Source organism: Cellulomonas wangsupingiae, assembly GCF_024508275.1.
In the GTDB taxonomy this organism is placed as follows: Bacteria; Actinomycetota; Actinomycetes; order Actinomycetales; family Cellulomonadaceae; genus Cellulomonas; species Cellulomonas wangsupingiae.
The window spans coordinates 2,771,496-2,796,924 of the sequence record NZ_CP101989.1; the positions used below are offsets into that span (position 1 = coordinate 2,771,496).

Sequence of the window (25,429 nt, forward strand, 5' to 3'; positions counted from 1 at the left end):
TCCCGACCGGGCTCCCCCGGGGGACGGGGTGCGCCGGGCCCGGCGCCTGTCGATACTGGCCGGAGGACCTGCACGGCAGGGCACGGGGGGCCACGACCGGTGAGGACACCATGACGCACACGGCAGCGGCGCGCCCCGACGACACGACCGGGCCTCCGGCCGGGTCGGCAGCGCACGGCGACGAGGTCGTGGCGCTCGTGCGCCGCTGGCTGACCGAGGCTGCCGACGAGCCCGTCGACCCGGCGGCGCGGCAGCTCGCGGCTCTGCTGCGCGAGCCGGACGGGCTGGCGTTCGCCGTCGGGTTCGTCGACGGCGTCGTGCGTCCGGAGGACCACCGGGTCGCCGCGCGGCGGCTGCGGGAGCTCGCCGCGCGTCCCCCGCAGTTCCTGCCACCGCCGCTGCGGGCGGCGCTGCGGCTGGGCGGGTCGGTCGCGCCCGCGCTCCCCGACGTCGCCGTGCCCGTCGCACGCCGCGTCCTGCGCCAGATGGTCGGCCACCTCGTCGTCGATGCCGGGGACCGCCGCCTCGGGTCCGCGATCGCACGCCTGCGCCGCGACGGCACGCGCCTCAACGTCAACCTCCTCGGCGAGGCCGTGCTGGGCGACCGCGAGGCGGAACGCCGGCTGGCCGGCACCCGCCGGCTGCTGGCGCGCGACGACGTCGACTACGTGTCCGTCAAGGTGTCGTCGGTCGTCGCACCCCACGCCCCGTGGGCGTTCGACCAGTCCGTCACGGACGTCGTCGAGCGCCTCGTCCCGCTGTTCGAGCAGGCGGCGGCCTCGTCGACGCCGAAGTTCATCAACCTCGACATGGAGGAGTACAAGGACCTGGACCTCACGGTCGAGGTCTTCACGCGCCTGCTGGAGCGTCCGTCCCTGCGCCGGCTCGAGGCGGGCATCGTGCTCCAGGCGTACCTCCCCGACGCGCTGCCCGCGATGCACCGGCTCCAGGAGTGGGCCGCCGCGCGCCGTGCCGGGGGCGGCGCGGGCATCAAGGTCCGGCTGGTCAAGGGCGCGAACCTGCCGATGGAGCAGGTCGAGGCCGAGCTGCACGGCTGGCCGCCGGCCACCTGGTCGTGCAAGCGCGCGACGGACGCCCACTACAAGCGGGTCCTCGACTGGGCGCTGCGGCCCGACCGCGTCGCGAACGTCCGCCTGGGCGTCGCGGGGCACAACCTGTTCGACGTCGCCCACGCGTGGCTGCTGGCCGGGGAGCGCGGCGTCCGGGACGGCGTCGACGTCGAGATGCTGCTGGGCATGGCACCGGGCCAGGCGGAGGCCGTGCGTCGGGACGTCGGCAGCCTGCTGCTGTACACGCCCGTGGTCGCACCGCAGGAGTTCGACGTGGCGATCGCCTACCTCGTGCGGCGCCTCGAGGAGGGCGCGTCGAGCGACAACTTCATGTCCGCGGTGTTCGACCTGGCCGACGACGACGCCCTCTTCGACCGCGAGCGCGACCGCTTCGTCGCGTCGCTGGCCGACGTCGGCTCCCCCGTCCCGGACCGCCACCGGGTGCCGGACCGGCACGCCGCCGTGCCGCCGTCCGCACCCGGCGCGTTCACCAACACCCCCGACACGGACCCGGCGGTCCGCGAGCACCGGGCGTGGGTCCGCGAGGTGCTGGCCCGGGTGCCGGGGTCCCGCCTCGGGGTGGCGGGGATCGACGCCGCGAGAGTGCGCGACGCGGCCACGCTCGACGTGCTGGTCCGCGACGCCCAGAAGGCCGGGCGGGCGTGGGGCGCCCGGCCCGCGGCCGAGCGCGCCGCGGTCCTCGACCGTGCCGGCGCGACCCTCGAGGCGCACCGCGGCGACCTGCTCGAGGTCATGGCGTCCGAGGCGGGCAAGACCGTCGACCAGGGCGACCCCGAGGTGTCGGAGGCCGTCGACTTCGCGCACTGGTACGCCGAGCTGGCGCGCGGCCTGGACCACGTCGACGGCGCGGTGTTCGTGCCCGCGGCCCTCACGCTGGTCACTCCCCCGTGGAACTTCCCCGTCGCGATCCCGGCCGGGTCGGCGCTCGCGGCGTTGGCCGCGGGGTCGGCGGTCGTCCTCAAGCCGGCCCGGCCCGCCGAGCGGTGCGGTGCGGTGCTGGCCGAGGCGCTGTGGGAGGCCGGGGTCCCGCGCGACGTGCTGCGCCTGGTGCAGGTCGACGAGGACACCCTCGGCCGCGACCTCGTCGCCCACCCGGCCGTGGACCGCGTCATCCTCACCGGTGCGTACGAGACGGCCGAGCTGTTCCGGTCGTTCCGGCCCGACCTGCCGCTGCTGGCCGAGACCAGCGGCAAGAACGCGATCGTCGTGACCCCGAGCGCGGACCTCGACCTGGCCGTGCGTGACGTGGTCGCCTCGGCGTTCGGGCACGCGGGGCAGAAGTGCTCGGCGGCGTCCCTCGTCGTGCTCGTCGGGTCGGTCGCGACGTCGCGTCGGTTCCGCTCCCAGCTGCTCGACGCCGTGTCGTCCCTGGCGGTCGGGCCACCGGACGACGCCCGCACGCAGATGGGCCCGCTGATCGAGCCCGCCGCCGGCAAGCTGCTGACCGGGCTGACCGAGCTGGAGCGCGGCCAGGCGTGGGCGCTGACCCCCCGCCCGCTGGACGCCGAGGGCCGGGTGTGGACGCCGGGCGTCGTCACCGGCGTGCGGCGCGGGTCGCGCACGCACCGCACCGAGTACTTCGGCCCCGTGCTGGGCATCATGACCGCGCGGACCCTCGACGACGCGATCGACCTGGTGAACGACGTGGAGTACGGCCTGACGTCCGGCCTGCACAGCCTCGACCCCGACGAGATCGCGACCTGGCTCGGCCGGGTCCAGGCCGGCAACCTCTACGTCAACCGCGGCACCACGGGGGCCGTCGTGCGCCGCCAGCCGTTCGGGGGGTGGCGGCGGTCGGCCGTGGGGCCGGGCGCCAAGGCCGGCGGTCCGAGCTACCTGGTGGGCCTCGGCGGGTGGGCGCCGGCCCGTGCGACGTCCGGCGCCCCGGTGACGGACCCCGACGCCGTGCGGCTGGTCGCGGCCGCGGGCGTCGACCTCCCCCCGGCCGAGGCCGCCCGCGTGGAGCGCGCGGCCGGCAGCGACGCCGCCGCGTGGCGCGACGTGTTCGCCGCGCGTGACGTCAGCGGGCTCGCGTGCGAGCGCAACGTGCTGCGCCACCTGCCGGTGGCCGAGGCGGTGCTGGTCCGCCTCGCACCCGGCGCACCGGTGGCCGACCTCGTGCGCGTGGTCGCCGCCGCGGCGGTGGCCGGGGCGCGGCTCGTCGCGTCGGTGCCTGCGGCACTCCCGACGGGGCTCGCGGCCGCCGTCGACGCGGTCGGGCCGGTGCACGTCGAGGACGACGCGGCGTGGGCCGCGCGGGTCGGTGCCCTCGGGGCCGGTCGGGTGCGGCTCGTCGGGGCGGCGGCCGCCTCCGTGGCGGACGCGACGCGCGGCCGTCCCGACGTCGCCGTCTGGGACCACCCCGTCACCGAGGCGGGGCGCATCGAGCTGCTGCCGTTCCTGCGGGAGCAGGCCGTGAGCGTCACGGCCCACCGGTTCGGCACCGCGCACGACCTGACGTCCCGCGCGCTGCCCCTCGGTCCCTGAGACCTGGGGTCGACGCGGCTCAGGCGTCGGGCGCGTCGTCCCTCGCCACGAGGTAGACCCGGCCCGAGGCGTCGCGCACCCGCTCGAACCCGCCGCGCAGCTCACCCTCACGGGCCCGCTCGGCGTCCGTCGTGCCACGCCCGGCGCGACGCGGGTCGGTCACCTGGGCCGGGCCGACGAGGTACCGCGCGAGCCACGCCGTCGCGTCGAGCCGTTCCTTGCGCTGCCTGGTCACACCGGCTCCGTTCGTGCCCTCACTGTCAACGCCCACACTATGCCAGCCCTACGATGAGGCCCGTGACGTCGCAGCCCGCCATCGACCCGCTCGCCGTCGAGACCCAGGTCTGCCTCACCCTGTCCGCCGCCGCACGCAGCCTCGTCGGCTTCTACCGTCCGCTGCTCGAGCCGCTCGGCCTGACGCACCCGCAGTACCTGGCCATGCTGGCCCTGTGGCAGCACGCACCGCTGTCGCTGCGCGACCTGGCGGACCTGCTGCACCTCGAGCCGGCCACGGCGTCCCCGCTCGTGCGCCGGCTCGAGAGGCTGGGCCTGGTCACCCGGACCCGGGTGGCGGGCGACGAGCGCACGCTCGAGATCGCCCTCACGGCCACGGGCCTGGCGATGCGCGACCGGGCCGAGCCCGTGCCCGGGACGATGGTCGAGCGCCTGGGCCTGACATCCGAGCAGATCGACGAGGTCCGGCGCGCCGCGCAGCTCGTCATCGACGCGACGGCCGCTGCACGGCCCTGACCCCGGCTCAGTGCTGCACGGCGTGGCCCTTGCGCCTGTGCACCTGGTGCATGACCAGCACGACGACGGCGCCGACGACGAGCCCGACGAGCGCGGACGCCACCGTGTTCACGAGCCACGCCAGCAGCCCACCCACACCGGCGACACCGTGGACGGCCTCCTCCAGGTGGTGGACGACGTCGTACAGGCCGTGCCAGCCGAGCTCGTCGACGCCGACGAGCAGGATGTGACCGCCGACCCACAGCATCGCGGCGGTGCCCACCGTCGACAGGACGGACAGCACCTTCGGCATCGCGTTGACCAGTCCGCGCCCGAACGCCGCTCCGGCCCCGCTGCGCGTCTGCGCGAGCCGCAGCCCGATGTCGTCCATCTTCACGATCAGCGCGACCACGCCGTACACGAGGGCCGTGATGCCCAGCGCCACGACGACGAGGATGAGCGCGCGCGACAGGAACTGCTCGTCCGCCACCTCGTTGAGCGCGATGACCATGATCTCGGCCGACAGGATGAGGTCGGTCCGGATCGCGCTGGACACCATGCGGTTCTCGGCGTCCGGGCCCTGCTCGGGGGCGGTGACGGCGGGCTTCTCGTGCTTCTTGCCGCTCACCGCCTCCCACAGCTTCTCAGCGCCCTCGAACGCCAGGTAGGTGCCGCCGACCATGAGGATCGGCGTCAGCAGCCACGGCAGGAACTGGCTGAGCAGCAGGATCGCGGGGAGGATGAACAGCAGCTTGTTGCGCAGCGAGCCCTTCGCGATCTTCCAGATCATGGGCAGCTCGCGGTTCGACGTCACGCCGTGGACGTACTGCGGCGTCACCGCGGTGTCGTCGATGACGACGCCCACCGCCTTCGCGCTGGCACGGCCCGCCGCCGCACCGACATCGTCGATCGACGCCGCCGCCAGCTTCGCGAGCGTCGCGATGTCGTCCAGGAGCGCCGCCAGACCGCCTGCCATGTGCCACCTTCGTCCGTGCCGTGCGACGTCCGGGCGGACCGTGCGCAGGGACAGGGTAGGCGCGTCCGGCGCGTCCGGCGCGCGCGGTGCGGCGGCGTCGCGCTCGTCGCTCCGGCCGGTCCCCGTCAGACTCGGGGGGTGAGCGCGCTCCACCGGTACGACGTCGAGATCCTGCACCTGCTCGTCTCGCCCGCGCACGCCTACTTCGGCCGGCCGCGCGACGGGGCCGCCGACGTCCCGACGCACGACGCGGACCGGGCGGACGTCGTCGCCGACAAGGGCGTCGTCGGCGACCGCTTCTACGGCAGGGCCGTGCACCTGGACGCCTCGGTGACGCTCCTGGCGGTCGAGGCGCTCGACGCGGTCGCCGCCGAGCTCGGTGTCCCCCGGTTCGACCCGATGCTCGCCCGGCGCAACGTCGTGCTGCGCGGCGCGCACCTGACCCCCCTGGTCGGCGAGGAGATCGTCCTGGAGTCCGGCGGGGACGCGGTCCGACTGCGCGTGGGCCGGTTCGCGAACCCCTGCGCGTGGATGGACCGCGTCCTGGCGCCCGGCGCCCACCCCGCGATGCGCGGCGGGCGCGGCGGCGTGCGGTGCCGCCCGCTGACCGACGGGGTGCTCCACCGCGGGCCGGCCGTGCTGGTCAGCCCCGTGCCGATGGACCCGTCGCGCGCCGGCGAGGCGCTGCGACGTCCTCACCTGCCCTGACGGACCCGCGCGTCGGGGCAGCTGCCCCGGACGGCGGGGTCACCGCCCGGCGCGACGCGGAACACCCGCCGCCCACCCGCAGGGCCGCCCCGCACCACGTGCGCCGCCACGCCACGCTGCTGCTGGTCCGGTGGACGACCGAGGGCCTGGCCCCCTCCCGACGGACCGACACCGGGCGCGCCGACGGGCCGCCCCGCGTCGGCGGGGCGGCCCGTCGACCCTGCTACGCGACGACGGCCGTCGCGACCTGCGTGGTCCGACGGGCCGCCAGCGCGGTGGCGACCAGGGCGAACACGACCACGGCGGCGCTGACGACGCCGTAGGACGGCAGGTCGACCACCGGCGGCCCGTCGAGGATCCCGGCGCTCGCCCCGATGACGGCGGGCACCACCGCCACGGTCCCGACCACGGCGGCCGTCAGCCCCGTGACCGCCGCCTCGACGGTGGTCATCGCCATCAGCTGGCGCCGGGTGGTGCCGGTGCGGTGCAGCAGGGCCAGCTCGTCGCGCCGGGCGACCGTGGTCATCGCCAGCGTGCTGGCCGCGCCGACCGCCACGACGGCGAGGAGCAGCATGAGCAGCGCGTTGCCGACCTCGTTCCCGGTCCCACCCGACTGGGTCGACGTGCTGACGTACGTCTCGACGTCCGTCGCCGTGGCCCCCAGCGCGGCGATCTCCGCCACGACGTCCGCCCGGTCCGCACCCGGGGTCAGGTCGACCAGCACGGTGTCGGCGACGACCGGCAGGCCGTGGGCCTCGGCCGTCGCGGGACCGGTGATGAACCCGGCCACACCCAGTCCGCGGGTGAACACCGCGACCACGGTCGCGTCGACGACGTCCTCCCCGAGCCGCAGCGTCACCGTCTCGCCCAGGCCGGCGCCGGCCTGCCAGGCCGTGTCGGTGCTGACGGCCACGGTGTCCGGCGCGTCGATGTCGGCGAGCGTGCCCTCCACGACGTCGGGGTCGAGCGCCCGGGTGTCGCCGGGGACGACGCGCAGCCCGGTCGCCTCCCAGGTCACCACGCCCTCGTCCTCGCCGCGGACCTCCGCCGGGACGAGGGCCAGCGGGACGGTCGACGCCGCGCCCGGGACCGCCGCCACCTGCGCGGGCAGGTCCGGCGTCGCGCCCTGCGCGGGCGTGACGACGAGGTCCGCGCTGATCGCCGCGGTGAGCTCCTGCTGCATGCCGGTGACGAGCGCCCGGTTGACGCTGGTCTGGACGGTCGCCGCGGCGACGACGAGGGCGAGCGGCACGACGACGGTCGTCAGCCGGCGGGAGAACCCGCGCACGTTGCGGACGGCGAGCATCGCCGCCGGGTGCCCGGTGGACGGGCCGACCCGCGCCAGGCGGTCGAAGATCCACCCGACCAGGACCGGGCCGGCGAGCGCTGCGGCTCCCACCAGCATGAACGCCGAGAGGGAGGCCGTGGCCGCCCCCATCGGCCCGGGGATCCACAGGCTGGAGAAGGCCATGGCGACCCCACCGAGGGTGAGCACGAGCGCGATGACGCGCCGGGCGACCCCCACCTGGCGGTCCTCGACGGCGCTCTGCTGGAGCGCGGCCGTGGGGGCGGTGCGGGCGGCCTCACGGGCGCCGAGCCGACCCACGGGGATCGCGGTGACCGCGATCAGCGCGACGGCGATGAGCACGGGCAGCGGCGAGAGCGCCGAGGTGAAGTCGGGCGCGACCATCTCCGACCGGACGAGCACGGGGTCCAGCAGGCGCGCCCCGAACAGGCCCGCGACCGCACCGAGGGGTGCGGAGACGAGCGACACCACCCCGACCTCCAGGGTGACGGCCCGCCGCACCTGGGCCGGCGTGGCACCGACCGCACGCAGCAGGGCGAACTCGCGGCGGCGGCTGCGCAGCGCGAGGCTGACGGTCGCCGCGACGACCATCACCACCACGACGATCAGCGTGCCCGCGTACGACGAGGCCAGGCTGACGAGCAACCCTCCGGACTCCGGGTCGCCACCCGACTGCAGGCGCAGGCCGGACTCGAAGAGGACGCCCGTGACGGCGAGCACCGCCGAGGCGACGGCGAGGACGACGGCGGTGCCGGCGAAGGCCCCGCGGTGGGCGCGGACGCCCGAGGACGCGAGCTTCCACATCGTGCTCACCGCCCCTTCGACAGGAGGCGGGCGGTGACCTGCTCGGCCGTGGGGCGCTCGAGCTGGTCGACGACGAGGCCGTCGGCGAGGACGACGACGCGCTCCGCGGCGGCCGCGACCCCCGCGTCGTGCGTCACGACGACGACGGTCTGCCCCAGCTCGGCGGCCGTGTCGCGCAGCACCTGGAGCACGGCGGCCCCGGTGCGCGAGTCGAGCGCGCCCGTGGGCTCGTCGGCGAAGACGACGGCGGGGCGCGTGATGAGCGCGCGGGCGATCGCAACCCGCTGCGCCTGCCCGCCGGACAGCTCGCCCGGCAGCCGGTCCATGAGGTGCGGCACGCCGAGGAACTCCAGCAGCGCCGACTCCCACGCCGCGTCGACCGGGCGGCCCGCGAGCGCGAGCGGCAGACGCACGTTCTCGCGTGCCGTCAGGTGCCCGATGAGGTTGTAGGCCTGGAAGACGAAGCCCACGTGCTCGCGGCGGAACCGCGTGAGGTCGTCGGGCCGCAGCGTCGTCAGGTCGTGCCCCCCGACGACGACCGAGCCGCGGCTGGGCGAGTCGAGCCCGGCGGCGCAGTTCAGCAGCGTGGACTTGCCCGAGCCGGACTGGCCCACGACGGCGGTCACGGACCCGGCGAGCAGCTCCAGGGTCACACCGCGCAGCGCGTGGACGGGCTCGCGGCCCGGGTACGTCTTGTGGATGTCGACGAGGCGGACGGCGGTGGCCGTCACCTCGGTCGTCGTCGGTGTCGCCATGATGTGCTCCCGAGGTCGAGGTCTCTTGTCGATCTCGAACCTAGGAAGCGGGAGGGGTGCCCATCGAGCCTCGGAGGATGGCCCCCGGAGGGTTGCATCCTTCGATGGAGGCTGCCGTCACCCCGGTGTCGTCAGGAAGCCACCGCCACGCCGAGGACGGACGCGAGGTCCGCGGCGACGGCCTCGTAGCCCTTGCCGCGCCGACGGCTCAGACCTCCGCCGCCCGGTGTGTGCAGGATGAACCCGTGCCGCGTGCCGTCCGCGAGGACGACCACCAGCCCGCGCTGCACGCGATGGTGAATGCTCTCCACGTCGTCGGTTCCCACCGCGGCCACGTCCTGGCGGGCGATGCTCAGCACCTCACGCCCCCCGTCCTCGAGCCACAGCCGCACGCCCTCGGAGGAGTACCCGAAGCCGCACATCGCCGCGGCGTCCCACACCCCCGCGGCCTCGAGGTCCGCCGCCTGGGTCGACGTCAGCCGCGCCCCGTACGTCCTCCAGCCGGGCCCGTCGGCGCCGACCGCCGTGCGCGCCCGGGAGTGGCGGCGGCTGTACGTCAGGAATCCGAGCAGGCCGACCACGAGCATGCAGAGAACGAAGAGGCCGACGAAGACGACGGTGGTCCCCGTCGTGGGAACGGGGGTCATGGACGTGCTCATGTGGTCCCTTCGGGGTGCCGTGCTCCCAAGTCATTGGCCGTACGCCGCGCGGTTGATCGCCCGGTCCCCGGCTCGCTGCGCGAAGTACGTGACACCGAACCCGATGATGCCGCCCCCGATCGCCCCGACGAGAGTACCGACGACGGGCACCACACTGCCGATCGCCGCTCCGGCCACGACGCCGGCCATGACTCCAGTGGTCGTCGCAGCGGCCGCGTTGACGCCGCGCGCTGCCACGACACCACCGCTCTCACCCGCCTCGATCGACGAGTACACGGTCGAGCCCGTCGCCACCACGACGGCCGCCGGCGGCACGCCGCGCGCGAGCAGCCCAACGCGCGGTGCGGCGTCGTCCAAGAACCCCCCGACCCTGCTGACGGTGGCTGCTGCCGTACCGCTCGCGGAGTAGTCGGCCAGTCCCGCAGCGCTCAGCTCGACGGTGTTGAGGACGCCGGAGGCCCCGGACAGACCTGCGACCGCCTCCTGCTGCCAGGTGCCCACCCCGGGCGCTTGCCACAACGGACGCGCGGGGCGGAGCTGGAACCGTGGCGCAGCGACGTCGAACTGGGACGCCGAGGGCCCGGAGGCGTAGCCCTGGAACGCGCGGTCGCTCACCGAGCGCAGCCCGAGCGGGTCGACCAGGTTCAAGGGGTCGTTGTTGACGTACGGGTACGGCGTCGTCGTGCCCGCGAGCCCGGCCACCGGCGGCAACGGATCGACGGCAGTGAACCGCCCGGTCGCCGCGTCGTAGGCGCGCGACGTCATCAACGCCAGCCCTGCCACCGTCAGCTGCCCCCGATAACCGAACCCGACCGCCGGCACGTCCGCCGTGCCGGTCGCGCTGCCGAACTCGTCGAACCCGCCCGCGAGGCGCCCGATCACGTCGTTACCGAGGATCGACCCGAGCACGTCACGCGACACGTCGGAGATGACCGTGTCGGTCGACGTCTGCAGCAGCGCCCCTCCGGCACCGCGGAGCAGGCTGGTGGTCGACTCGCCGTCCGACAACGCCGCGACCGCTGGAACACCGCGCAGGTCGGGCAACCAGTCCAGCGCCGTCGTCCCGGAACCGGCCCCCGTCGTGGACCACGACACCGACCGCGGGTTCCCGTCACCGTCGCGAACGAGCTCCGCCACGGTCCGCGCGCTCGCGTCACCCGACTCGTCCGGTCGCACGGACGTGATCGACGTCGGCACGCCGAGGCCGTCGTACGACAGCTCCAGCGTCGAGCCGTCGGCGACCTCGCGCCCTGTCAGACGGCCGGCGCCGTCGTAGGTCGAGGTCGCCCACGTCCGTCCGCCCCGCTCCACCGCGGTCAGCTGGTTCGCCGCGTCGTAGGTGTACTCCTCGAGCGTCCCACCGACGGTCCTGGTCGCCCGGTTGCCCGCCCGGTCGTACGTGTAGGTGCCGTCGTCGTCGCCAGGGCCGTCGACGCCGGTGAGCTGCCCGGCGCGGTCGTACGCGTACGCGGTGGCCGCACCGTCCGTGGTCAGCGTGGTGATGCGGCCGTTGGCGTCGCGCTCGACGCCGGTCGTGGCCGTCGGGGCCTCGGCACCCAGCTGCTCCGTGTAGCTCGACAGCAGCCCGTCGAGGTAGGTGAACGTGCGCACCGCTCCCGCTGACGATCCCTCACGCGTCACCCGACCGTCCTGGTCGACGGAGTACGCGAGGAAGCTCCCACGGTTGTCCGTCACCGCAGCCAGGTGGCCGTCGGGGTCCCGACCGTACGTCACGATCGTCCCGTCGGGGTACGTCGTGGTCGCGACCCGCCCGTTGCCGTCGTAGGTGAACGTGAAGGGCGGCTCGTCCTGCGGCGAGTCGATCGACGTGAGCTGGCCCGCCGGGTCGTAGGTGTACCGGGTCGTGCCGGTGGCGTCGGTCATCGACGTTCGCCGGCCCATGAGGTCATACGTCCACGACGACCGCTCACCGCTCGGGTCCGTCCGGGAGACCAGCCGCCCCACCCGGTCGTACGTGTACGCGGTCACCTCGCCGTCCGGGTCCTCCACCCGCGTGACGTTGCCGCGCGTGTCGTACCGGTAGGACGTCACGCGGTCCAGCGGGTCCGTCACCGACGTGACGTGCCCGTTGTCGTCGTACGCGTACCGCGTCTCCCCTCCGCGGGGGTCGGTCTGGACGGTGAGCAGCCCGGCCTCGTCGTAGGCGTACGTCGTCCTGCCGCCGACCGCGTCCGTCGACGACGCCGGACGACCCGCGTCGTCGTAGGTGTAGCCGATCGCTCCACCGCCCGCGTCGACCACCTTCGTGGGGAGCCCGGCCCCCGTGAGCTCCGTCGTCACGGTGCCGGTCCCCGGTGCCGTCACCGACGTGCGACGCCCGGCCGCGTCGTACCCGTAGCTGGTCACGAGTCCGGCAGGGCTCGTGATCGACGTGACGCGTCCGCCTGCGTCGTAGCCGTACGTCCACTCGTGGTCACCCGGGGTCGTGACGGTCGCCAGGCGTCCGTCGACGTCGTAGCCGTACCGCGTCGTGTAGCCCATGGCGTCGGTCGCGGACGCCAGGAGGCCGGCAGCCGTGTAGGTGGCGGCCGACGTGCGGCCCATCGGGTCGCGGCGCGAGACCTCGTTGCCGTTCGCGTCGTACGTGGACGTGGTCGTCGTGCCGTCCGGTGCGACCGTCGACAGCAGCCGCCCGTGCGCGTCGTACCCGTACCGGGTCATCGCGCCGTCGGCGTCCGTCGACCCGATGACGCGCCCGGCGTCGTCGTAGGTGAGTGAGACGCTCTGACCGCCTTGCTCGACGGCCGTGCGCCGCCCGTTGGCGTCGTACGCGTACGAGGTCGTGACGTCGCCGCGGGTGGACGTGGCGACGCGCCCGAACAGGTCGCTCGTGTACGTCGTCTCCACGCCCGACGGGTCGACCGTCCGGGCGAGGTCTCCGCGCTCGTCGTAGTGGTAGCGCGTCACGCCGCCGTCGGGGCCGGTCTGCGTCTCGACCCTGCCCGCGTCGTCGTAGGTGTACGTCGTGGTCCGACCGTCCGGGTCGGTGCGACTCGCGACCCGCCCCGCCTTCGTGTACGTCGTGCTCGTGACCGCGCCCGTCGGCTCGGTCTGTGAGACGAGCCTGCCGGCGTCGTCGTGCTTCAGCAGCGTGACGCCGCCGTCGGGGGCGGTCACGGTCGTGACCCGGCCCGCCGCGTCGCGGGTGAAGGTCGTCACGGCGCCGCTCGGCGCCGTCTCCGAGGCGACGTTGCCCTGCTCGTCGTAGGTGTAGCGGGTGGTGCGCCCGTCGGCGTCCGTCAGTGCCGAGAGCCGCGGGCCGTCGACCTGCGCGTCGACCTCGGAGCCGTCGGGCAGGGTTGCGCCGGTAGGCACACGACTCGCGCCCTCGTAGCTGTACGTCACCACCTCGCCGGTGGGACCGGTGACCTTCGTCGGACGCGCGGCGTCGTCGTACTCGTAGGTCGTGGTCGCACCGTTCGTGGTGACGGACTCGACCTGCCCCGTGGCCGTCCATGTGGTCGTGGTCGCCGCGCCGGCACGGTCCGTGGACTCCGAGATGCGCCCGTCCGCGTCGTAGGACCGGGTGGTCGTCGTGCCGTCACCGGTGGTCATCGCCGTGAGCCGACCGTCCTCGTCGAACGTGTACGCCATGACGAGCGTCCCGTCCGGGTCGGTGATGCGGGCCGAGCCGTGCTCCTCGTCGTACTCGAACACCTCGGTGGGCTGCCCCGGGCGGGACTGCTCCAGCACACGCCCGTCCGAGTCGTACCTGTTGTCGACGACCTTCTTCCCGTCGGCGTCCGTGATCGAGTCGAGGAGACCGGCGTCGCTGTACCCGTAGCGGCGCTCACCGCCTGCGGGGTCCGCGACACCCACCAGCCGCCCGTCGTCGTAGCTCAGGGTCGCGGTGCGTCCGTCCGACGAGGTGACGGACCTGACCAGCCCGGAGTCGGAGTACGTGAGCTCCATCGAGTAGCCGGATCCCTCGAGGGTCCGGACCTGGCCGGACCATGCCCGCTCGACCGTGACGACGCGGCCGTCCGGATCCCGGAAGGACAGCACCCGCCCCGCGTTGTCGAAGGTCTCGCCCGAGCCGTCGGGCCGCGAGGTCGCCCAGCCTGTCGACTGCCGCGTCAGCGCCGCGTCCAGGCCCGGCGGGGTGACGTAGCCGTTGTCGTCCCCGAGCGGGTAGACGACGGTCGAGCCGTCCGGCCACCGCACGGTGGCGGAGCCGTCCTCGTTCTCGGTGACCGACTGCGTCAACGACGAGGACCACCCCGGCCCGAACGGGCCTTCACGGTCGTCGCGCGAGTTGTACGTGAGGGACACGCTCGGCGTCCACGGCCCGGGGAAGTCGAGCACCCGCTCGGGCTGCGTGAAGTTGCCGGTCGCGACGTTCACCGGGTCGTCGGAGTACCCGCCGTACGTCGAGTGCCCGAACAGCGACTCCACGGTCGCGCTGATCGGTCGCCCACCGGACGAGCCTCCGGCACCGCCGACGAACGGCGTGACCGTCATGTTGCCGACGCGGGGGTTCTCCGAGTTGATGCTCGGGGAGAACTCCGCCACGTCGTCGAAGGCGAACCCGTACGCGTTGCCGTTGGCCTCGCTGCGGTGCATCGCCTTCGAGTACAGGTTGGACGCGACACCGGGCCGGTAGAAGGACGCCGCGTCGTGGGTCGCCTGCACGTCCGACCCCTGGAACGAGGACGTCGACAGTGTCCCGCGGTTGAACGCGGCGCACAGCCGAGCCCCGATGGCCAGCGCTGCGTGGTGGTGGGGCTGACCGAGCGGCTGGGTCGTGCCCTCGCACGCGAAGATGTCGGTCGTCGAGAACTTCGCGAACGTCCCGACGACTGCTCCTGCGGTGTCCCGGAACACGAACTTGCCGTTCTCGACCCGTCCGACGAAGTTGCCGAGCGCAGTGGTCACCGTGAGCGGGTGCGTCGTGTAGTACGTCCACGCGTCGTTGACGTACTTCGTGAAGTAGCTCGCCGGGATGGTCCCGTCCTCCACGCCGTGGATCGGGGCGATCGCCCGCAGGGGCATCTTGCCGCCCTCGCGGTACTGGATGAGACCGCCCCAGCCGTACGACTTCAGGTCGTCGAAGATCCGCTGCCGACCATTCGTCACCAGGCGTCCCTGGGTCTCCGGGCGCCCGTCACCGTGCACGACGGACACCGAGATCGGCACGGAGAAGGCATCCACCATCGTGGTGTTGATGAAGAAGCGAGACCCGTCCCGTGCGAACTCGACCCAGTCGAAGAGCGTGTCGTGGTTCGGGTCGGTCTCGACCCAGCCGGCCGGTTCGACCAGTCCTTCGGGTGCGAGGAAGAACTTCAGCTCGTTGCCGAACGACATGTAGATGCGACCCGAGACGAGTCCCGCACGCAGCTGCAGCGTGATGCTCGTGCCGTTGGCCGGACCCGGGATGGCCGTGTCCGGGGCAGGCGGCGGGGGTGTCCCCTCCTCGAGCTCGTCCGGCATGTCGAACGCGTGGAAGGTACCTGCGCCGTCGACCCAACCTTGCACGCCTGTCGCCTGGTCACGCGCCATGACGTACAGGAACGTCCTGTCGGACAGGCCCGAGCTGTTCGTCACCGTGAAGGGCAGCATCCCTGCGGCGGCCTGGGCCGGGGCGGTGAGGCCCGCTGCGACGACCAGTGACGTGAGCACGGCGCCGAGCGTCCGCATCAGACGGTCGGAGCGCCGCGTGCGCGCATGACGAGTTCGGTCCACGAGGCCCCCTGCGACGATGGTCGGCGGGTTTCCCGCGCGACGAACCGGGAGCATCCTGACAGCCCGGGCATGTCCGGAGTCAATGACTGGGGCAACTCTTCTCACGGACGTAACACGCGCGAAAGGACCGGGACGCGAGAGGTCGAGTCGATCGAGCCGCCCTCCCCGGCGCACGTGTGCAGCCGCAGGAACGCCAGAGGCCCTTCCGATCAGCTGATCGGAAGGGCCTCTGGACTTCTACTTCACGAGTAGCGGGGGCAGGATTTGAACCTGCGACCTCTGGGTTATGAGCCCAGCGAGCTACCGAGCTGCTCCACCCCGCGTCGGTGTCTCAACCATACGTCAGGTGCGCCGAGCGTCCAAATCGGTGCGCTGGTCAGCGGCCGTGCCGGTCGTCAGGGCCGCTTTCGGCGGCACCGCGGACCGCCGCCCGGCCCGCTGCGCCACGACCACGCCGAGCACGACGAGCAGCCCTCCGACCGGCTCGTTCCAGTGCAGCTGCTCCCCCAGCACGACGATCCCCAGGAGCACACCGACCAGCGGCGTCAGGTACGTGACCGTCGAGGCGCGCTGCGGGCCCCACGCGTCGATGATGCGGGCCATCCAGACGTACGCCAGACCCGTGCCCAGGGCGCCGAGCCCGAGCATGGACAGCACGACGGGCCAGGTCAGGTGCACGGGCCCCGTCGCGACGAGCGGTGAGGCGAGCGTCAGCAGCAGGGCACCCGCGCTCACCTGACCGGCGGCCACGGTCTCCGGCGGCAGCCGCAGGGGCACCACGAACCGACGCTGGTACGTGGTGCCGAGCCCGTAGCAGGCCGTCGCACCGAGGCACGCGAGGACGGCCGGCAGCGGGGCCGCGGTGGCGACGTCCCCCGCGTACGCCCACGGGCCGACGACGACCACGACGCCCACCGCGCCGACGGCCAGGCCCACGCGCTGGATCGCCGTGAGCCGCTCGACCGGCAGCAGCAGCGCGACGGCGGCGGCCGTCATGAGCGGCGTCGTCGCGTTGAAGATGCTGGACAGGCCCGAGGCGAGGTGCTGCCCCGCCCACGCGAACAGCAGGTACGGCACCATGCACAGCAGCACGCCGACCACGGTGAGGTGCCCCCAGGTCCGCCGGTCCCGCGGCCAGGCCCGGCGCGCGACCGCCATGACGACCACGAGCGTCAGGGCGCCGAGGAGCAGGCGCGACAGCGCCACCTGGGCGGGCGAGAGCCCTTCGAGGCCGACCTTCATGAACAGGAAGCTCGAACCCCACACGAGTGCGGCGGCCAGGTACGGGGCCACCACGCGGTTGTCGGACGTCATCCCCCGAGGGTCGCGCACGCCACTGACATCCGACAGCAGGATCTCTGCCGCCGACCGTCGAGTCCCGGCCCGACGCCGGGCCGGCCGGGAGCACGACGACGCCCGCCGTCCCCACCGCGAGGGTGGGGACGACGGGCGTCGACGGTGCGGCGTCAGCCGCCCAGACGCTCCTCCGCGGCGATCGCGTCCGCGAGGGCCTGGTCGAGGCGCTTCTGCGCCTCGCCGTAGGCGGCGAAGTCGTTGTCCGCCAGCGCCTCCTGGCCCTCGACGATCGCCTGCCGCGCACGCTGCAGGGCCTCGTCGAGCGCGGTCCGCGCGTCCGTGGCGTCGGCGCTCGGCGCCGGCGTCGCGTCGGCGCTGGGCTCGGCCGTCGGGTCGTCGGTCGCGTCCTCGCCGGGCGCCTCGGTCGGCACCTCGGGCACGGGCTCCGCGCCCGCGTCGCCCGCGTCGGCACCGGAGTCGCCGCCGAAGACCTGGTCCAGCGCCCCGTCGAGCGTCTCGGCGAACCCGATCTCGTCACCGAAGGACACGAGCACGCGCTGCAGCAGGGGGAACGTCGTCCCGCTGGCCGCCTGCACGTACACGGGCTGCACGTACAGCAGACCGCCGCCGACCGGCAGCGTCAGCAGGTTGCCGCGCCGCACCGACGAGTCCCCGCGCTGGAGGATGTTCAGCTCGTTGGACACCTTCGGGTCGGCGGTGAAGTTGGCGCTCGCCTGACCCGGGCCCGGCACCGTCGAGTCCCGTGGCAGCTCCAGCAGCCGCATCTTGCCGTACGTCTCGGAGACCTTCCCCGGGGTGTTGCCGGCCTCGGCGTCCACCGCCAGGTAGCCGGTGAGCACGTTGCGCGCGTTGCCACCGCCCGGGATGAACGTCGACATCAGGGAGAACGTCGCGTCCTGCTCACCCGGCATCTGCAGCGTGAGGTAGTACGGCGGCTGCGGGACGTCCGAGTTGGTCGCCGTCGGGTCCCCCGGGTTCTGCCAGAAGTCGTTGCCGGAGAAGAACTCGGCCGCGCTCGTCACGTGGTACTGCCCGAGCAGGGCCCGCTGGACCTTGAACAGGTCCTCCGGGTACCGGATGTGGCTCATCAGGTCGCCGCTGATGTCGGACATCGGCTGCAGCGTCGTCGGGAAGACCTTCGTCCACGCCTTGAGGATCGGGTCCTCCGTGTCCCAGGCGTACAGGTCGACCGAGCCGTCGTACGCGTCGACGGTGGCCTTCACCGAGTTGCGGATGTAGTTCACCTGCTTGGGCTGCAGGGCCTGCACCGTGGCGCTGCGCTCGGTGAGCGAGTCCGTCGTCGCGTCCTCCAGGGAGCGCACGGCCGCGTACGGGTACTGGTCGGAGGTCGTGTAGCCGTCGATGATCCACTTGACCCGCCCGTCGACGACGGCGGGGTACACGCGCCCGTCGAGGTCGAGGAACGGCGCGACCTTCGCGACCCGCTCGCGCGGGTCACGGTCGTACAGGATCTGCGAGTTCTCGTTGACGCGCTCGGAGAACAGCAGCTGCTCGTCACCGAACTTCAGGGCGTACAGCGCCTTGTGCCACAGGCTGCCGACCGAGGGACCGGCGGACACGTCCTGCGTCGGGAACCGGAACGGGACCGACCCGGTGCCGGTCTCGTCGTCCGGGTAGTCGAACTCCCAGCCGTCGGTGCCCTCCGGGCCGCCGACGATGGAGTACTCGGGCGACTGCTGGCCGAAGTAGATGCGCGGCTCGTACTCGCCGAGCTGCCCCTGCGAGGGGATGCCGCCCTCCCAGAACGCCGGCGCACCGCGCGCACCGCGGGTGTTGCCGTAGGCGGCGACCACGCCGAAGCCGTGCGTGTAGACCGTCGTGTCGTTGGTCCAGTTGCGCTGCGCGTCGTTCAGGCCGGCGAGGTCGAGCTCGCGCACCGCGATCACCGTGTCGCGGCTCTCGCCCTCGATCGTGTAGCGGTCGACCGACAGCGAGTCGGGGAAGTTGTAGAAGCCGCGGATCTGCTGCAGCTGCTTGAACGACGGGGAGACGATGTTCGGGTCGAGCAGGCGGATCGACGACGTGGTCTCCGCGTCCTCGCGCAGCGCGCCGGGCTCGGCGGTGACCTTGGCGTCGTACTCGCTGATCTCGATGTCCCGCAGGTCGTACGCCGACAGCGTCGCGTCGATGTTGCGCTGGATGTACTCCGACTCCGCGTCCTGCTGGTTCGGCTGCACCTGGAAGCGCTGCACGACCGCGGGGTACACGCCACCGACGACGACGGCGGCGACGACCATGAGGCCCACGCCGATCGCCGGCAGCCGCCAGTTGCCCGTGAACGCGGTGGCGACGAACGCCCCGGCGACCACGACCGCCGCGACGGCGAGGATGGCCTTGGACGGGATGACGGCGTGCACGTCGGTGAAGCCCGCGCCCTGCCACCGCTGCTCACCGGTCTGCTGCTTGGTGAGGATCGAGTAGCGGTCGAGCCAGTAGTTGGCGGCGACGAGCAGCAGCACGAGCGCGCCGAGCACCGACAGGTGCACGCGCGCCGCGCGCGTCGTCCGCGGCGCGCCCGCGCCGCCACCGATCCGCAGGCCCCCGTAGAGGTAGTGCGTGGCCACGGCCGCGACCGACGACAGCACGAGGACGGCCATGAGGAACGACACGACGAACCGCAGCCCGGGCAGCGTGAACAGGTAGAACCCCAGGTCGACGTCCCACTGCGGGTCGGTGACGCCGACGCGCCCGCCGTTGAGCCACAGCTGCACCGTGCTCCACTGCTGCGACGCGGCACCGCCGGCGAACAGCCCCAGGACCACCGGGCCGATCACCAGGACGAGGCGACGCAGGGGCTCGATCGCCTCGCGGTACTGGTCGAGGTTCGCCTGCTCCTGCGTCGACGGCGCGTACACCGGCCGTGCGCGGTAGGCGAAGCTCAGGGAGAACCCGACGCCCGCGGCCATGACCGCGAAGCCGAGCACGAACAGCAGCCCGCGCGTGACCCACTCGGTCCGCAGCACCTCGGTGAACCCGAGCTGGGAGAACCACAGCACCTCGGTCCACACCTGGGCGAGGACGAGGAGCAGGACGACGAGCACACCCAGGGTGACGAGCGTCGGGACCAGCGGTCCGCGGCGGCGGGGCGCTACGGGTCGAGGGCGGGGCGGGGAGGCGAAGGTCACGGCGTGGCGGTCCTCGTCATTCGGCGGTCGACGGGCGCAGGGCGCGCCCACCCAGGCGAACGGGCCGGGTGGGTCCCAGGTTCCCACACGGGTGGGACCATGGATGCTGTGAGCACGTCCCCCACCCCGCCGCAGCCCACCGACGACTCCTCGTCCGACGCCCGCGCCCGCCGCGCGCTGGCCGACGCGGTCCGCGAGATCGAGCACCACGTGGCCTCCGCGGGCTGGGACGCGCCCGTCCGCGTCTTCGCCCTGGTGCGCACGCAGGCCGCGCTCGAGGCGGAGCCGGGCCTGGCCGGGCAGCTCGACGCCCAGGTGCTCGCGGCCGCCCGTGCCGACGACCAGCACCTGACGTCCGTCGAGCAGGAGGGCCTGCCGTCCGCCGACGACCTCGAGCACCTGCTCGGGGGCCTGACGTGGCCGCCCACGGTGCACGGCGCCGCGGTGACGGTGGAGCGGGTCGTGCTCCCCCCGGGCGCCGAGGAGGACCTGCCGACGGATCCCGAGGCGGCGCTCGCGGCGCTGCTGTCGCACCCGCAGCGGCAGGACGTGCGTCTCGCGGTCGGTGTGCTGCGCGACGGGCCGTCGTGGTGTGCGGTGCGCACCCGGGCCCACGACAGCGACGACGCGGTCGGCCAGGGGCCCGACCTCGTGCCCGGCCTCGTCGAGGCGGTGCGCGCGACCCTGGCGTGACGCGCGGCGACGCCCGTCGGTCAGCCCGCGGTGCAGGTGGGCAGGTCGCCGCCCTCGCCCGCGCCGATCGCGACCATCGCCTCGCGCGCCTCGTGCAGCGTCGCGACCTCGACGACGCGCAGGCCGTCCGGGACGTGCCCGACGACCTCGTCGCAGTTGTCGCTCGGTGCGAGGAACCACGTGGCGCCGTCGCGCGCCGCGCCCGCGAGCTTCTGGCGGATGCCGCCGATCGGCCCGATCGCACCGGTGACGTCCACCGTGCCGGTCCCGGCGATGACCTCGCCGGCGGCCTCGTCCTCGGGCGTGAGCAGGTCCACGATCCCGAGCGCGAACATCGCGCCCGCGCTCGGCCCGCCGATGCCCTCGATGTTGATGTCGACGTCGACCGGCATGTCGAAGGACGGGTCCACGAAGACGCCGATCTGCGCGCCGCCGTCCTCGCGCTCCCCCGTCACCACCGGGACGTCCACGCTGCGCGAGTGCCGCGTGACGGTGAGCGTCACGGTGTCGCCCGGCTCCACGTCCGCCAGGCGGGCGACGAGCGACTGGTAGTCCGGCAGCGGCTCCCCGTCGAGCGCGGTGAGGACGTCGCCCTCCTCGAGCTTGCCCTCGGCGTCCGTCCCCTCGACCGTGCCGGCCACCACGAGGGTGGCGGGCACCTCGTACCCGAGCTCGGTCAGCGCCGCGACGCTCGCGTTCTCCTGCGACGAGACCATCTGCCCCGCGTTGACCTCGTCGATCTCCTCGCGCGAGACGTCCTGCGGGTACACCTCCTCGACCGGGCGCACGACGGACGACGGTGAGAACCAGCCCTGCAGCACGTTGAGCGCGTACGCCGGGTAGCCCGGGCCACCGACGCCCGAGATGGTGGTCAGGCGCAGCTCCCCCGTCGACGGGTACGTCTCCGCGCCCGCCACCTCGATCAGGGGCTCGCCGTCCACCTCGCCCAGCACGTCCTTGGTGGGGCCGGGCCCGTTGACCGCGTACGGCGCCGGCAGGACGACCAGCACGCCCGTCAGGACGGCGATCGCGAGCATCCCGAAGGACAGGACGAGCGCCCGCGGCGTCGGCCGCGCGGGCTCGCCGTCGCCGTCGCCGGGCGCGTCCGCGGGGCCGGGACCGTCCGAGGGACGCGGGTCGTCGGCAGGGTCGTCGGCAGGGTCGTCGAGCGGTCGGTCGTCGAGCACGTCACCGATCATCCCTCACCGGGGACGGGCCGCCCCGCGGCACGCGTGTGCGCCGTGAGCGAACCGGGCCCACGCACCCGTCGGAGGGGGCCACCGCCCGGTTACCGTGGAGGCTCCCGGCCAGCCAGGAGGCCCGCATGAGCCCCGACGTCCCCGCCCCGGACGGTCCCGACGCGACCGGTCCGCAGCAGTGGGAGCAGATGCTCCGCGCGATGCTCGGCCCCGCGGCCGACGACGCGATCCGCGAGATGCGCGAGATGGGCGTCGACCCGGCGGCCATGGCCGCCGCGTCCGGGCTGCCCGCGGACCCCGTGGCGCTGCAGCAGGCGCTCGCGCAGGTCCAGCGCATGCTCGCCACCTCGGGCGACCAGCCCGTCAACTGGCAGATGGCCCACGACCTGGCGCGTCAGCAGGCGGCCGTCGGGGGCGACCCCAGCCTCACGCCCGCCCAGGCCAAGGAGGTGCGTGACGCGCTGTCCGTGGCCGAGCTGTGGCTCGACGTCGCGACCGACCTGCCGCCCGTCGTCGGCGCACCGCAGGCGTGGAGCCGGGCCGAGTGGGTCGAGGCGACGCTCCCCACGTGGCGCACGCTCACCGAGCCCGTCGCGACGTCGCTCTCCGCAGCCCTCGCCGGCGCGCTGGGACCGGCGATCGGCGAGATCGGCTCGGCGTTCCCCGGCGGTCTGACGGACGCGGGCGCCGGCGACCCCACCCAGCTGCTGCGCGGGCTCGGGTCGGCGGTGTTCGGGCTGCAGGTCGGTCAGGCCGCCGGCACGCTGGCCCGCGAGGCGTTCGGCACGACCGACATCGGGCTGCCGCTGCTGGAGCGGCCGGCACCCGCGCTCGTCGCCGCCAACGTCGACGCCTTCGCCCAGGGGCTGGACGCCCCGGCGGAGGAGGTGCGGTTGTACCTCGCGCTGCGGGAGGCGGCCGCGAGCCGCCTGTTCGGCCACGTCCCATGGCTGCGGGCGCACCTGCTCGACACCGTCGCCGAGTACGCGCGGGGCATCGCGATCGACGTCGAGCACCTCGAGGAGGCCGTCGCCTCCATCGACCCGACCGACCCCGCGGCACTCCAGGAGGCACTGTCGGGAGGCGTGTTCGCCCCGCAGACCACACCCGCGCAGCAGGCCGCCCTCGCCCGCCTCGAGCACGCCCTCGCCCTCGTGGAGGGCTGGGTCGACGAGGTCGCGACGGCCGCCGCGACACCGCACCTGCCGCACGCCGTGCCGCTGCGCGAGATGGTCCGCCGTCGCCGCGCCGCCGGCGGCCCGGCCGAGCAGACGTTCGCCAGCCTCGTCGGGCTCGAGCTGCGGCCACGACGCCTGCGGGACGCCGCGACGGTGTGGGCGCACCTGACCGCGACGCGTGACGTCGCGGGCCGCGACGCCCTGTGGGCGCACCCGGACCTCGTGCCCACGCCCGAGGACCTGGACGACCCCGCGGGGTTCGACGCCCGCCGCCAGGCGGAGGTCGACGGGTCCGCCGACCTGGACCGGGCACTGGCCCAGATCCTCGGCGACGCCGACGGCACGGACGAGGGCGACCAGGCGACGGGCACGCCCGCGGGCTGACGGACACCCCCGGGCCCTCGGGCCCCGGTGCCCGGGTCAGTCGGTGGCGGCGGTCGCCGGCTCGCCGTCGGGCGCGTGGACGTCCACCCGGTCGTCGTCGTCCGCGGGCTCGTCGTCCAGCGGCTCGTCGGGCGGCTCCCCGCCGTCGTGGCCGTCACGCGTGAACGCGCAGCCCTCGAGGAAGCCTCGCGCCCGCTGCGTGTGCGGGTACGTCGACAGCTCGGCCCAGAAATGCTCCCCGTGCCCGGGCTGCAGGAGGTGCGCGAGCTCGTGCAGCAGCACGTAGTCGAGCACCCAGCGCGGCATGCCACGGACCCGGTCGGAGATGCGGATCGTCCCCTCGGACGGCGTGCACGACCCCCAGCGCCGCCCCTGGTTCGACGACCAGCGCACGCTCGTCGGCACCGCCCGCCCGCCCAGGTACCGGCGGGACAGCTCGGTGGCGCGCGTGACGAGCTGGTCGTCGGACGGCCGGCGGCGCCGCTCCTGCGCGGCCAGCCGGTCGACCATGCGGCCGACCCACTCCCGCTCCTGCGCCCGCGTGAACCGGGCCGGGATCGCGACGACCGTGCGGCCGTCCTCGCGCCACGCGCTCACCGTGCGCGCGCGGCGCCGAGAACGACGGACCTCCACGACCGGCTCGGCAGCGGGTCCGCGGCGCGGCGACGACACGCCCGGTGCGCCGTCAGGGCGCGACCCGGCGGTCGGCGTCGCCTCGCGCGATGTCGGCACCCTCGAACGCTAGCGCGCGGGACCCCCCGCGGCACTCAGGACATCGGCGGTTCACCCGCTCCGGGTGGGCGACGCCGGGCCCCGCAGGCGTGCGCGGCCGCACCGACCACTACTGTGTGAGCGCACGGAGGCCGTCATGGTCCCTTGCCCCGGGCGCGATGCCACCGCCCGGGAGAGCGTTCGAGGAGGGACCACATGGCCGACACCTGGGCGGGCGAGTTCTACTGCGTGAAGTGCAAGGAGAAGCGGGAGACGGAGGGCGAGGTCGTCGTCTCCGAGTCCGGCCGCCGCATGGCCAAGGGTACGTGCCCCGTCTGCGGGACCAAGCTGAACCGGATCCTCGGCAAGGCCTGACGTCCCCGGTCGCGGCCAGGCCGTGACCGCCACGAGGGCACCGTCGCACGCGACGGTGCCCTCGTCACGTCCGCGCCCGTCGTCGGCGGCCTGTGGACGACGCCCGACGGGTGCGCCCGCCCGGTGCCATCGTGGGCGGGTGACCGGCCCGACGTCCCCCGCCCTCCGGCTGCGACCCGGTCTGCGCGTCCTGACCCGCGCGGACGACGAGGTGCAGATCGGCACGGACCCCCGCTGGGCCGTCCGGCTCGTGGGGCTGCGGCCCGCCGAGGCGCGGCTGTGGGGCGGGGTCGACGCGACCACGGACCTGTCGACGCTGCCCGCACGCGCACGGGCGCTCGGCACGGACCCCGCGGCCGTCGCCGCGACCGTCGACGACCTGCGACGGGCAGGGCTGACACGGCACCGGCCCGACGCGGTCCGCGGGCCGACCGCTGCCGACGCGGCCGCGTGGACGTTGCTGCTGCCCGACGCGACCGGTGACGACGTCGTCACGGCCCGCGAGCGGGCCGTCGTCGGGGTCGTCGGCCTCGGGCCCACGGGCCTCGGCATCGCCCGGCACCTGGCCGTCGCCGGGGTGGGGAGCCTCCTCCTGGACGACGAGGCCCCCGTCCGCTCACCGGACGTCGCGGCGGGGATCCACCGGTGGGCGGACGTGGGGGCGCCGCGCGCGGTCGCGGCACGGCGCGCGCTGCGGGAGGCGGCGCCCGGCGTGCGGTTCGACGGTGACGACGACCCCGACGTGGTCGTGGTCGTCGAGCACGAGGCGGCGGACCCGCTGCGGGCCGCGGTGCTGACGACCCACGGCGTGGCGCACCTGTCCGTCGTCGTGCGGACGGCCGACGCGCTCGTCGGGCCGATGGTGCGCCCCGGTACCGACCCGTGCCTGCGCTGCCTCGACCTGCACCGCGCGGACGCCGACCCCGCGTGGCCGACGGTGCTCGGGTCGCTCACGGGGCCCGGCGGCGCGGACGTCCCGGCGTCCGGCGAGGTGGGGGTGCTCGCCGGCGCGTGCGCCGCGTCGGCGGCCGCCCACGTCCTCACCCTCCTGGCGGGGGCGACGCCCGTCACCTGCGGCGCGACCCTCGAGCTCGCGCTGCCGGACCTCGTCGCCCGCGAGCGCCGCTTCGGGCCGCACCCCGCGTGCGGGTGCGTGGTGCCGCCGGGGACGGCGCGGGCCGGGCCGCACGAGGAGTGACCTCGGCGGC

Annotated in this window: 17 protein-coding genes and 1 tRNA gene; 7 read left to right on the top strand and 11 right to left on the bottom strand. The window is 74.4% G+C overall.

Annotation, left to right across the window (positions count from 1 at the left end; genetic code table 11):
- Window positions 1-110: 110 nt before the first annotated feature.
- Window positions 111-3,578 carry a bifunctional proline dehydrogenase/L-glutamate gamma-semialdehyde dehydrogenase gene (locus NP075_RS12805; RefSeq protein ID WP_227565558.1) on the top strand — a complete coding sequence of 1,156 codons (3,468 nt, stop codon included), beginning with the start codon at window positions 111-113 and terminating at the stop codon, window positions 3,576-3,578.
- Between the two features lie 19 nt (window positions 3,579-3,597).
- Here NP075_RS12805 and NP075_RS12810 read toward each other — a convergent pair whose 3' ends face one another.
- On the bottom strand, window positions 3,598-3,813 hold the full coding sequence (locus NP075_RS12810) for a hypothetical protein (RefSeq protein ID WP_227565559.1): 216 nt from the start codon (window positions 3,811-3,813) through the stop codon (window positions 3,598-3,600).
- Between the two features lie 53 nt (window positions 3,814-3,866).
- Here NP075_RS12810 and NP075_RS12815 point away from each other — a divergent pair, with 53 nt between their 5' ends.
- Window positions 3,867-4,328 (top strand): MarR family winged helix-turn-helix transcriptional regulator, encoded by a 462-nt coding sequence (locus NP075_RS12815; RefSeq protein ID WP_372456735.1) that lies wholly within the window; start codon window positions 3,867-3,869, stop codon window positions 4,326-4,328.
- Window positions 4,329-4,335: 7 nt separating this feature from the next.
- On the opposite strand, the gene NP075_RS12820 is transcribed toward NP075_RS12815, so the two are convergent.
- Entirely contained in the window at window positions 4,336-5,283 is a 948-nt protein-coding gene (locus tag NP075_RS12820) for a DUF808 domain-containing protein (RefSeq protein WP_227565561.1), read from the bottom strand.
- Between the two features lie 138 nt (window positions 5,284-5,421).
- Between NP075_RS12820 and NP075_RS12825 the strand changes: the two genes are divergently transcribed.
- Window positions 5,422-5,991, top strand: a complete 570-nt coding sequence (locus tag NP075_RS12825) for an MOSC domain-containing protein (protein WP_227565562.1) — start codon at window positions 5,422-5,424, stop codon at window positions 5,989-5,991.
- Between the two features lie 223 nt (window positions 5,992-6,214).
- Here NP075_RS12825 and NP075_RS12830 read toward each other — a convergent pair whose 3' ends face one another.
- From NP075_RS12830 to NP075_RS12860, 7 genes are all read right to left on the bottom strand, one after another.
- Complete coding sequence (locus tag NP075_RS12830; RefSeq protein ID WP_227565568.1) at window positions 6,215-8,101, bottom strand: FtsX-like permease family protein; 1,887 nt, start codon at window positions 8,099-8,101, stop codon at window positions 6,215-6,217.
- 5 nt (window positions 8,102-8,106) lie between these two features.
- Window positions 8,107-8,856: an ABC transporter ATP-binding protein gene (locus tag NP075_RS12835; protein ID WP_227565563.1), complete on the bottom strand. Its 750-nt coding sequence runs from the start codon at window positions 8,854-8,856 to the stop codon at window positions 8,107-8,109.
- A 131-nt stretch (window positions 8,857-8,987) separates the two neighbouring features.
- Entirely contained in the window at window positions 8,988-9,515 is a 528-nt protein-coding gene (locus NP075_RS12840; protein WP_227565564.1) for a hypothetical protein, read from the bottom strand.
- Between the two features lie 30 nt (window positions 9,516-9,545).
- Window positions 9,546-15,155 (bottom strand): beta-1,3-glucanase family protein, encoded by a 5,610-nt coding sequence (locus NP075_RS12845; protein ID WP_227565565.1) that lies wholly within the window; start codon window positions 15,153-15,155, stop codon window positions 9,546-9,548.
- Between the two features lie 312 nt (window positions 15,156-15,467).
- Window positions 15,468-15,541, bottom strand: a tRNA-Met gene (locus tag NP075_RS12850).
- A gap of 19 nt (window positions 15,542-15,560) precedes the next feature.
- Window positions 15,561-16,532, bottom strand: coding sequence for a DMT family transporter (locus tag NP075_RS12855; protein WP_227565566.1), 972 nt, complete (start codon window positions 16,530-16,532; stop codon window positions 15,561-15,563).
- A gap of 152 nt (window positions 16,533-16,684) precedes the next feature.
- The gene (locus tag NP075_RS12860; RefSeq protein WP_227565569.1) at window positions 16,685-19,681 is read right to left on the bottom strand and encodes a UPF0182 family membrane protein; all 2,997 of its coding nucleotides are present in this window, start codon (window positions 19,679-19,681) and stop codon (window positions 16,685-16,687) included.
- A gap of 99 nt (window positions 19,682-19,780) precedes the next feature.
- On the opposite strand from NP075_RS12860, the gene NP075_RS12865 reads away from it, so the two are divergent.
- A complete protein-coding gene (locus NP075_RS12865; RefSeq protein WP_255630379.1) occupies window positions 19,781-20,374 on the top strand; it encodes a PPA1309 family protein in 594 nt (197 codons plus the stop codon).
- 20 nt (window positions 20,375-20,394) lie between these two features.
- On the opposite strand, the gene NP075_RS12870 is transcribed toward NP075_RS12865, so the two are convergent.
- Entirely contained in the window at window positions 20,395-21,561 is a 1,167-nt protein-coding gene (locus tag NP075_RS12870) for a YlbL family protein (protein ID WP_308054150.1), read from the bottom strand.
- A 137-nt stretch (window positions 21,562-21,698) separates the two neighbouring features.
- Between NP075_RS12870 and NP075_RS12875 the strand changes: the two genes are divergently transcribed.
- Complete coding sequence (locus NP075_RS12875) at window positions 21,699-23,135, top strand: zinc-dependent metalloprotease (protein WP_227565572.1); 1,437 nt, start codon at window positions 21,699-21,701, stop codon at window positions 23,133-23,135.
- A gap of 36 nt (window positions 23,136-23,171) precedes the next feature.
- On the opposite strand, the gene NP075_RS12880 is transcribed toward NP075_RS12875, so the two are convergent.
- Window positions 23,172-23,807 (bottom strand): M48 metallopeptidase family protein, encoded by a 636-nt coding sequence (locus tag NP075_RS12880; RefSeq protein WP_227565612.1) that lies wholly within the window; start codon window positions 23,805-23,807, stop codon window positions 23,172-23,174.
- Window positions 23,808-24,062: 255 nt separating this feature from the next.
- On the opposite strand from NP075_RS12880, the gene NP075_RS12885 reads away from it, so the two are divergent.
- Both NP075_RS12885 and NP075_RS12890 read left to right on the top strand, forming a co-directional pair.
- Window positions 24,063-24,221, top strand: a complete 159-nt coding sequence (locus NP075_RS12885) for a DUF5679 domain-containing protein (RefSeq protein WP_227565573.1) — start codon at window positions 24,063-24,065, stop codon at window positions 24,219-24,221.
- Between the two features lie 139 nt (window positions 24,222-24,360).
- On the top strand, window positions 24,361-25,419 hold the full coding sequence (locus tag NP075_RS12890; RefSeq protein WP_227565574.1) for a ThiF family adenylyltransferase: 1,059 nt from the start codon (window positions 24,361-24,363) through the stop codon (window positions 25,417-25,419).
- The last annotated feature ends 10 nt before the right edge of the window (window positions 25,420-25,429 follow it).

What these genes read in the sequence shown, in the direction of transcription:
- NP075_RS12885 (WP_227565573.1), top strand. Translation starts at nt 24,063, where the DNA reads ATGGCCGACACCTGGGCGGGCGAGTTCTACTGCGTGAAGTGCAAGGAG.
- NP075_RS12805 (WP_227565558.1), top strand. Translation starts at nt 111, where the DNA reads ATGACGCACACGGCAGCGGCGCGCCCCGACGACACGACCGGGCCTCCG.
- NP075_RS12840 (WP_227565564.1), bottom strand. Translation starts at nt 9,515, where the DNA reads ATGAGCACGTCCATGACCCCCGTTCCCACGACGGGGACCACCGTCGTC.
- NP075_RS12815 (WP_372456735.1), top strand. Translation starts at nt 3,867, where the DNA reads ATGAGGCCCGTGACGTCGCAGCCCGCCATCGACCCGCTCGCCGTCGAG.
- NP075_RS12875 (WP_227565572.1), top strand. Translation starts at nt 21,699, where the DNA reads ATGAGCCCCGACGTCCCCGCCCCGGACGGTCCCGACGCGACCGGTCCG.
- NP075_RS12855 (WP_227565566.1), bottom strand. Translation starts at nt 16,532, where the DNA reads ATGACGTCCGACAACCGCGTGGTGGCCCCGTACCTGGCCGCCGCACTC.
- NP075_RS12820 (WP_227565561.1), bottom strand. Translation starts at nt 5,283, where the DNA reads ATGGCAGGCGGTCTGGCGGCGCTCCTGGACGACATCGCGACGCTCGCG.
- NP075_RS12865 (WP_255630379.1), top strand. Translation starts at nt 19,781, where the DNA reads ATGGATGCTGTGAGCACGTCCCCCACCCCGCCGCAGCCCACCGACGAC.
- NP075_RS12835 (WP_227565563.1), bottom strand. Translation starts at nt 8,856, where the DNA reads ATGGCGACACCGACGACGACCGAGGTGACGGCCACCGCCGTCCGCCTC.
- NP075_RS12830 (WP_227565568.1), bottom strand. Translation starts at nt 8,101, where the DNA reads ATGTGGAAGCTCGCGTCCTCGGGCGTCCGCGCCCACCGCGGGGCCTTC.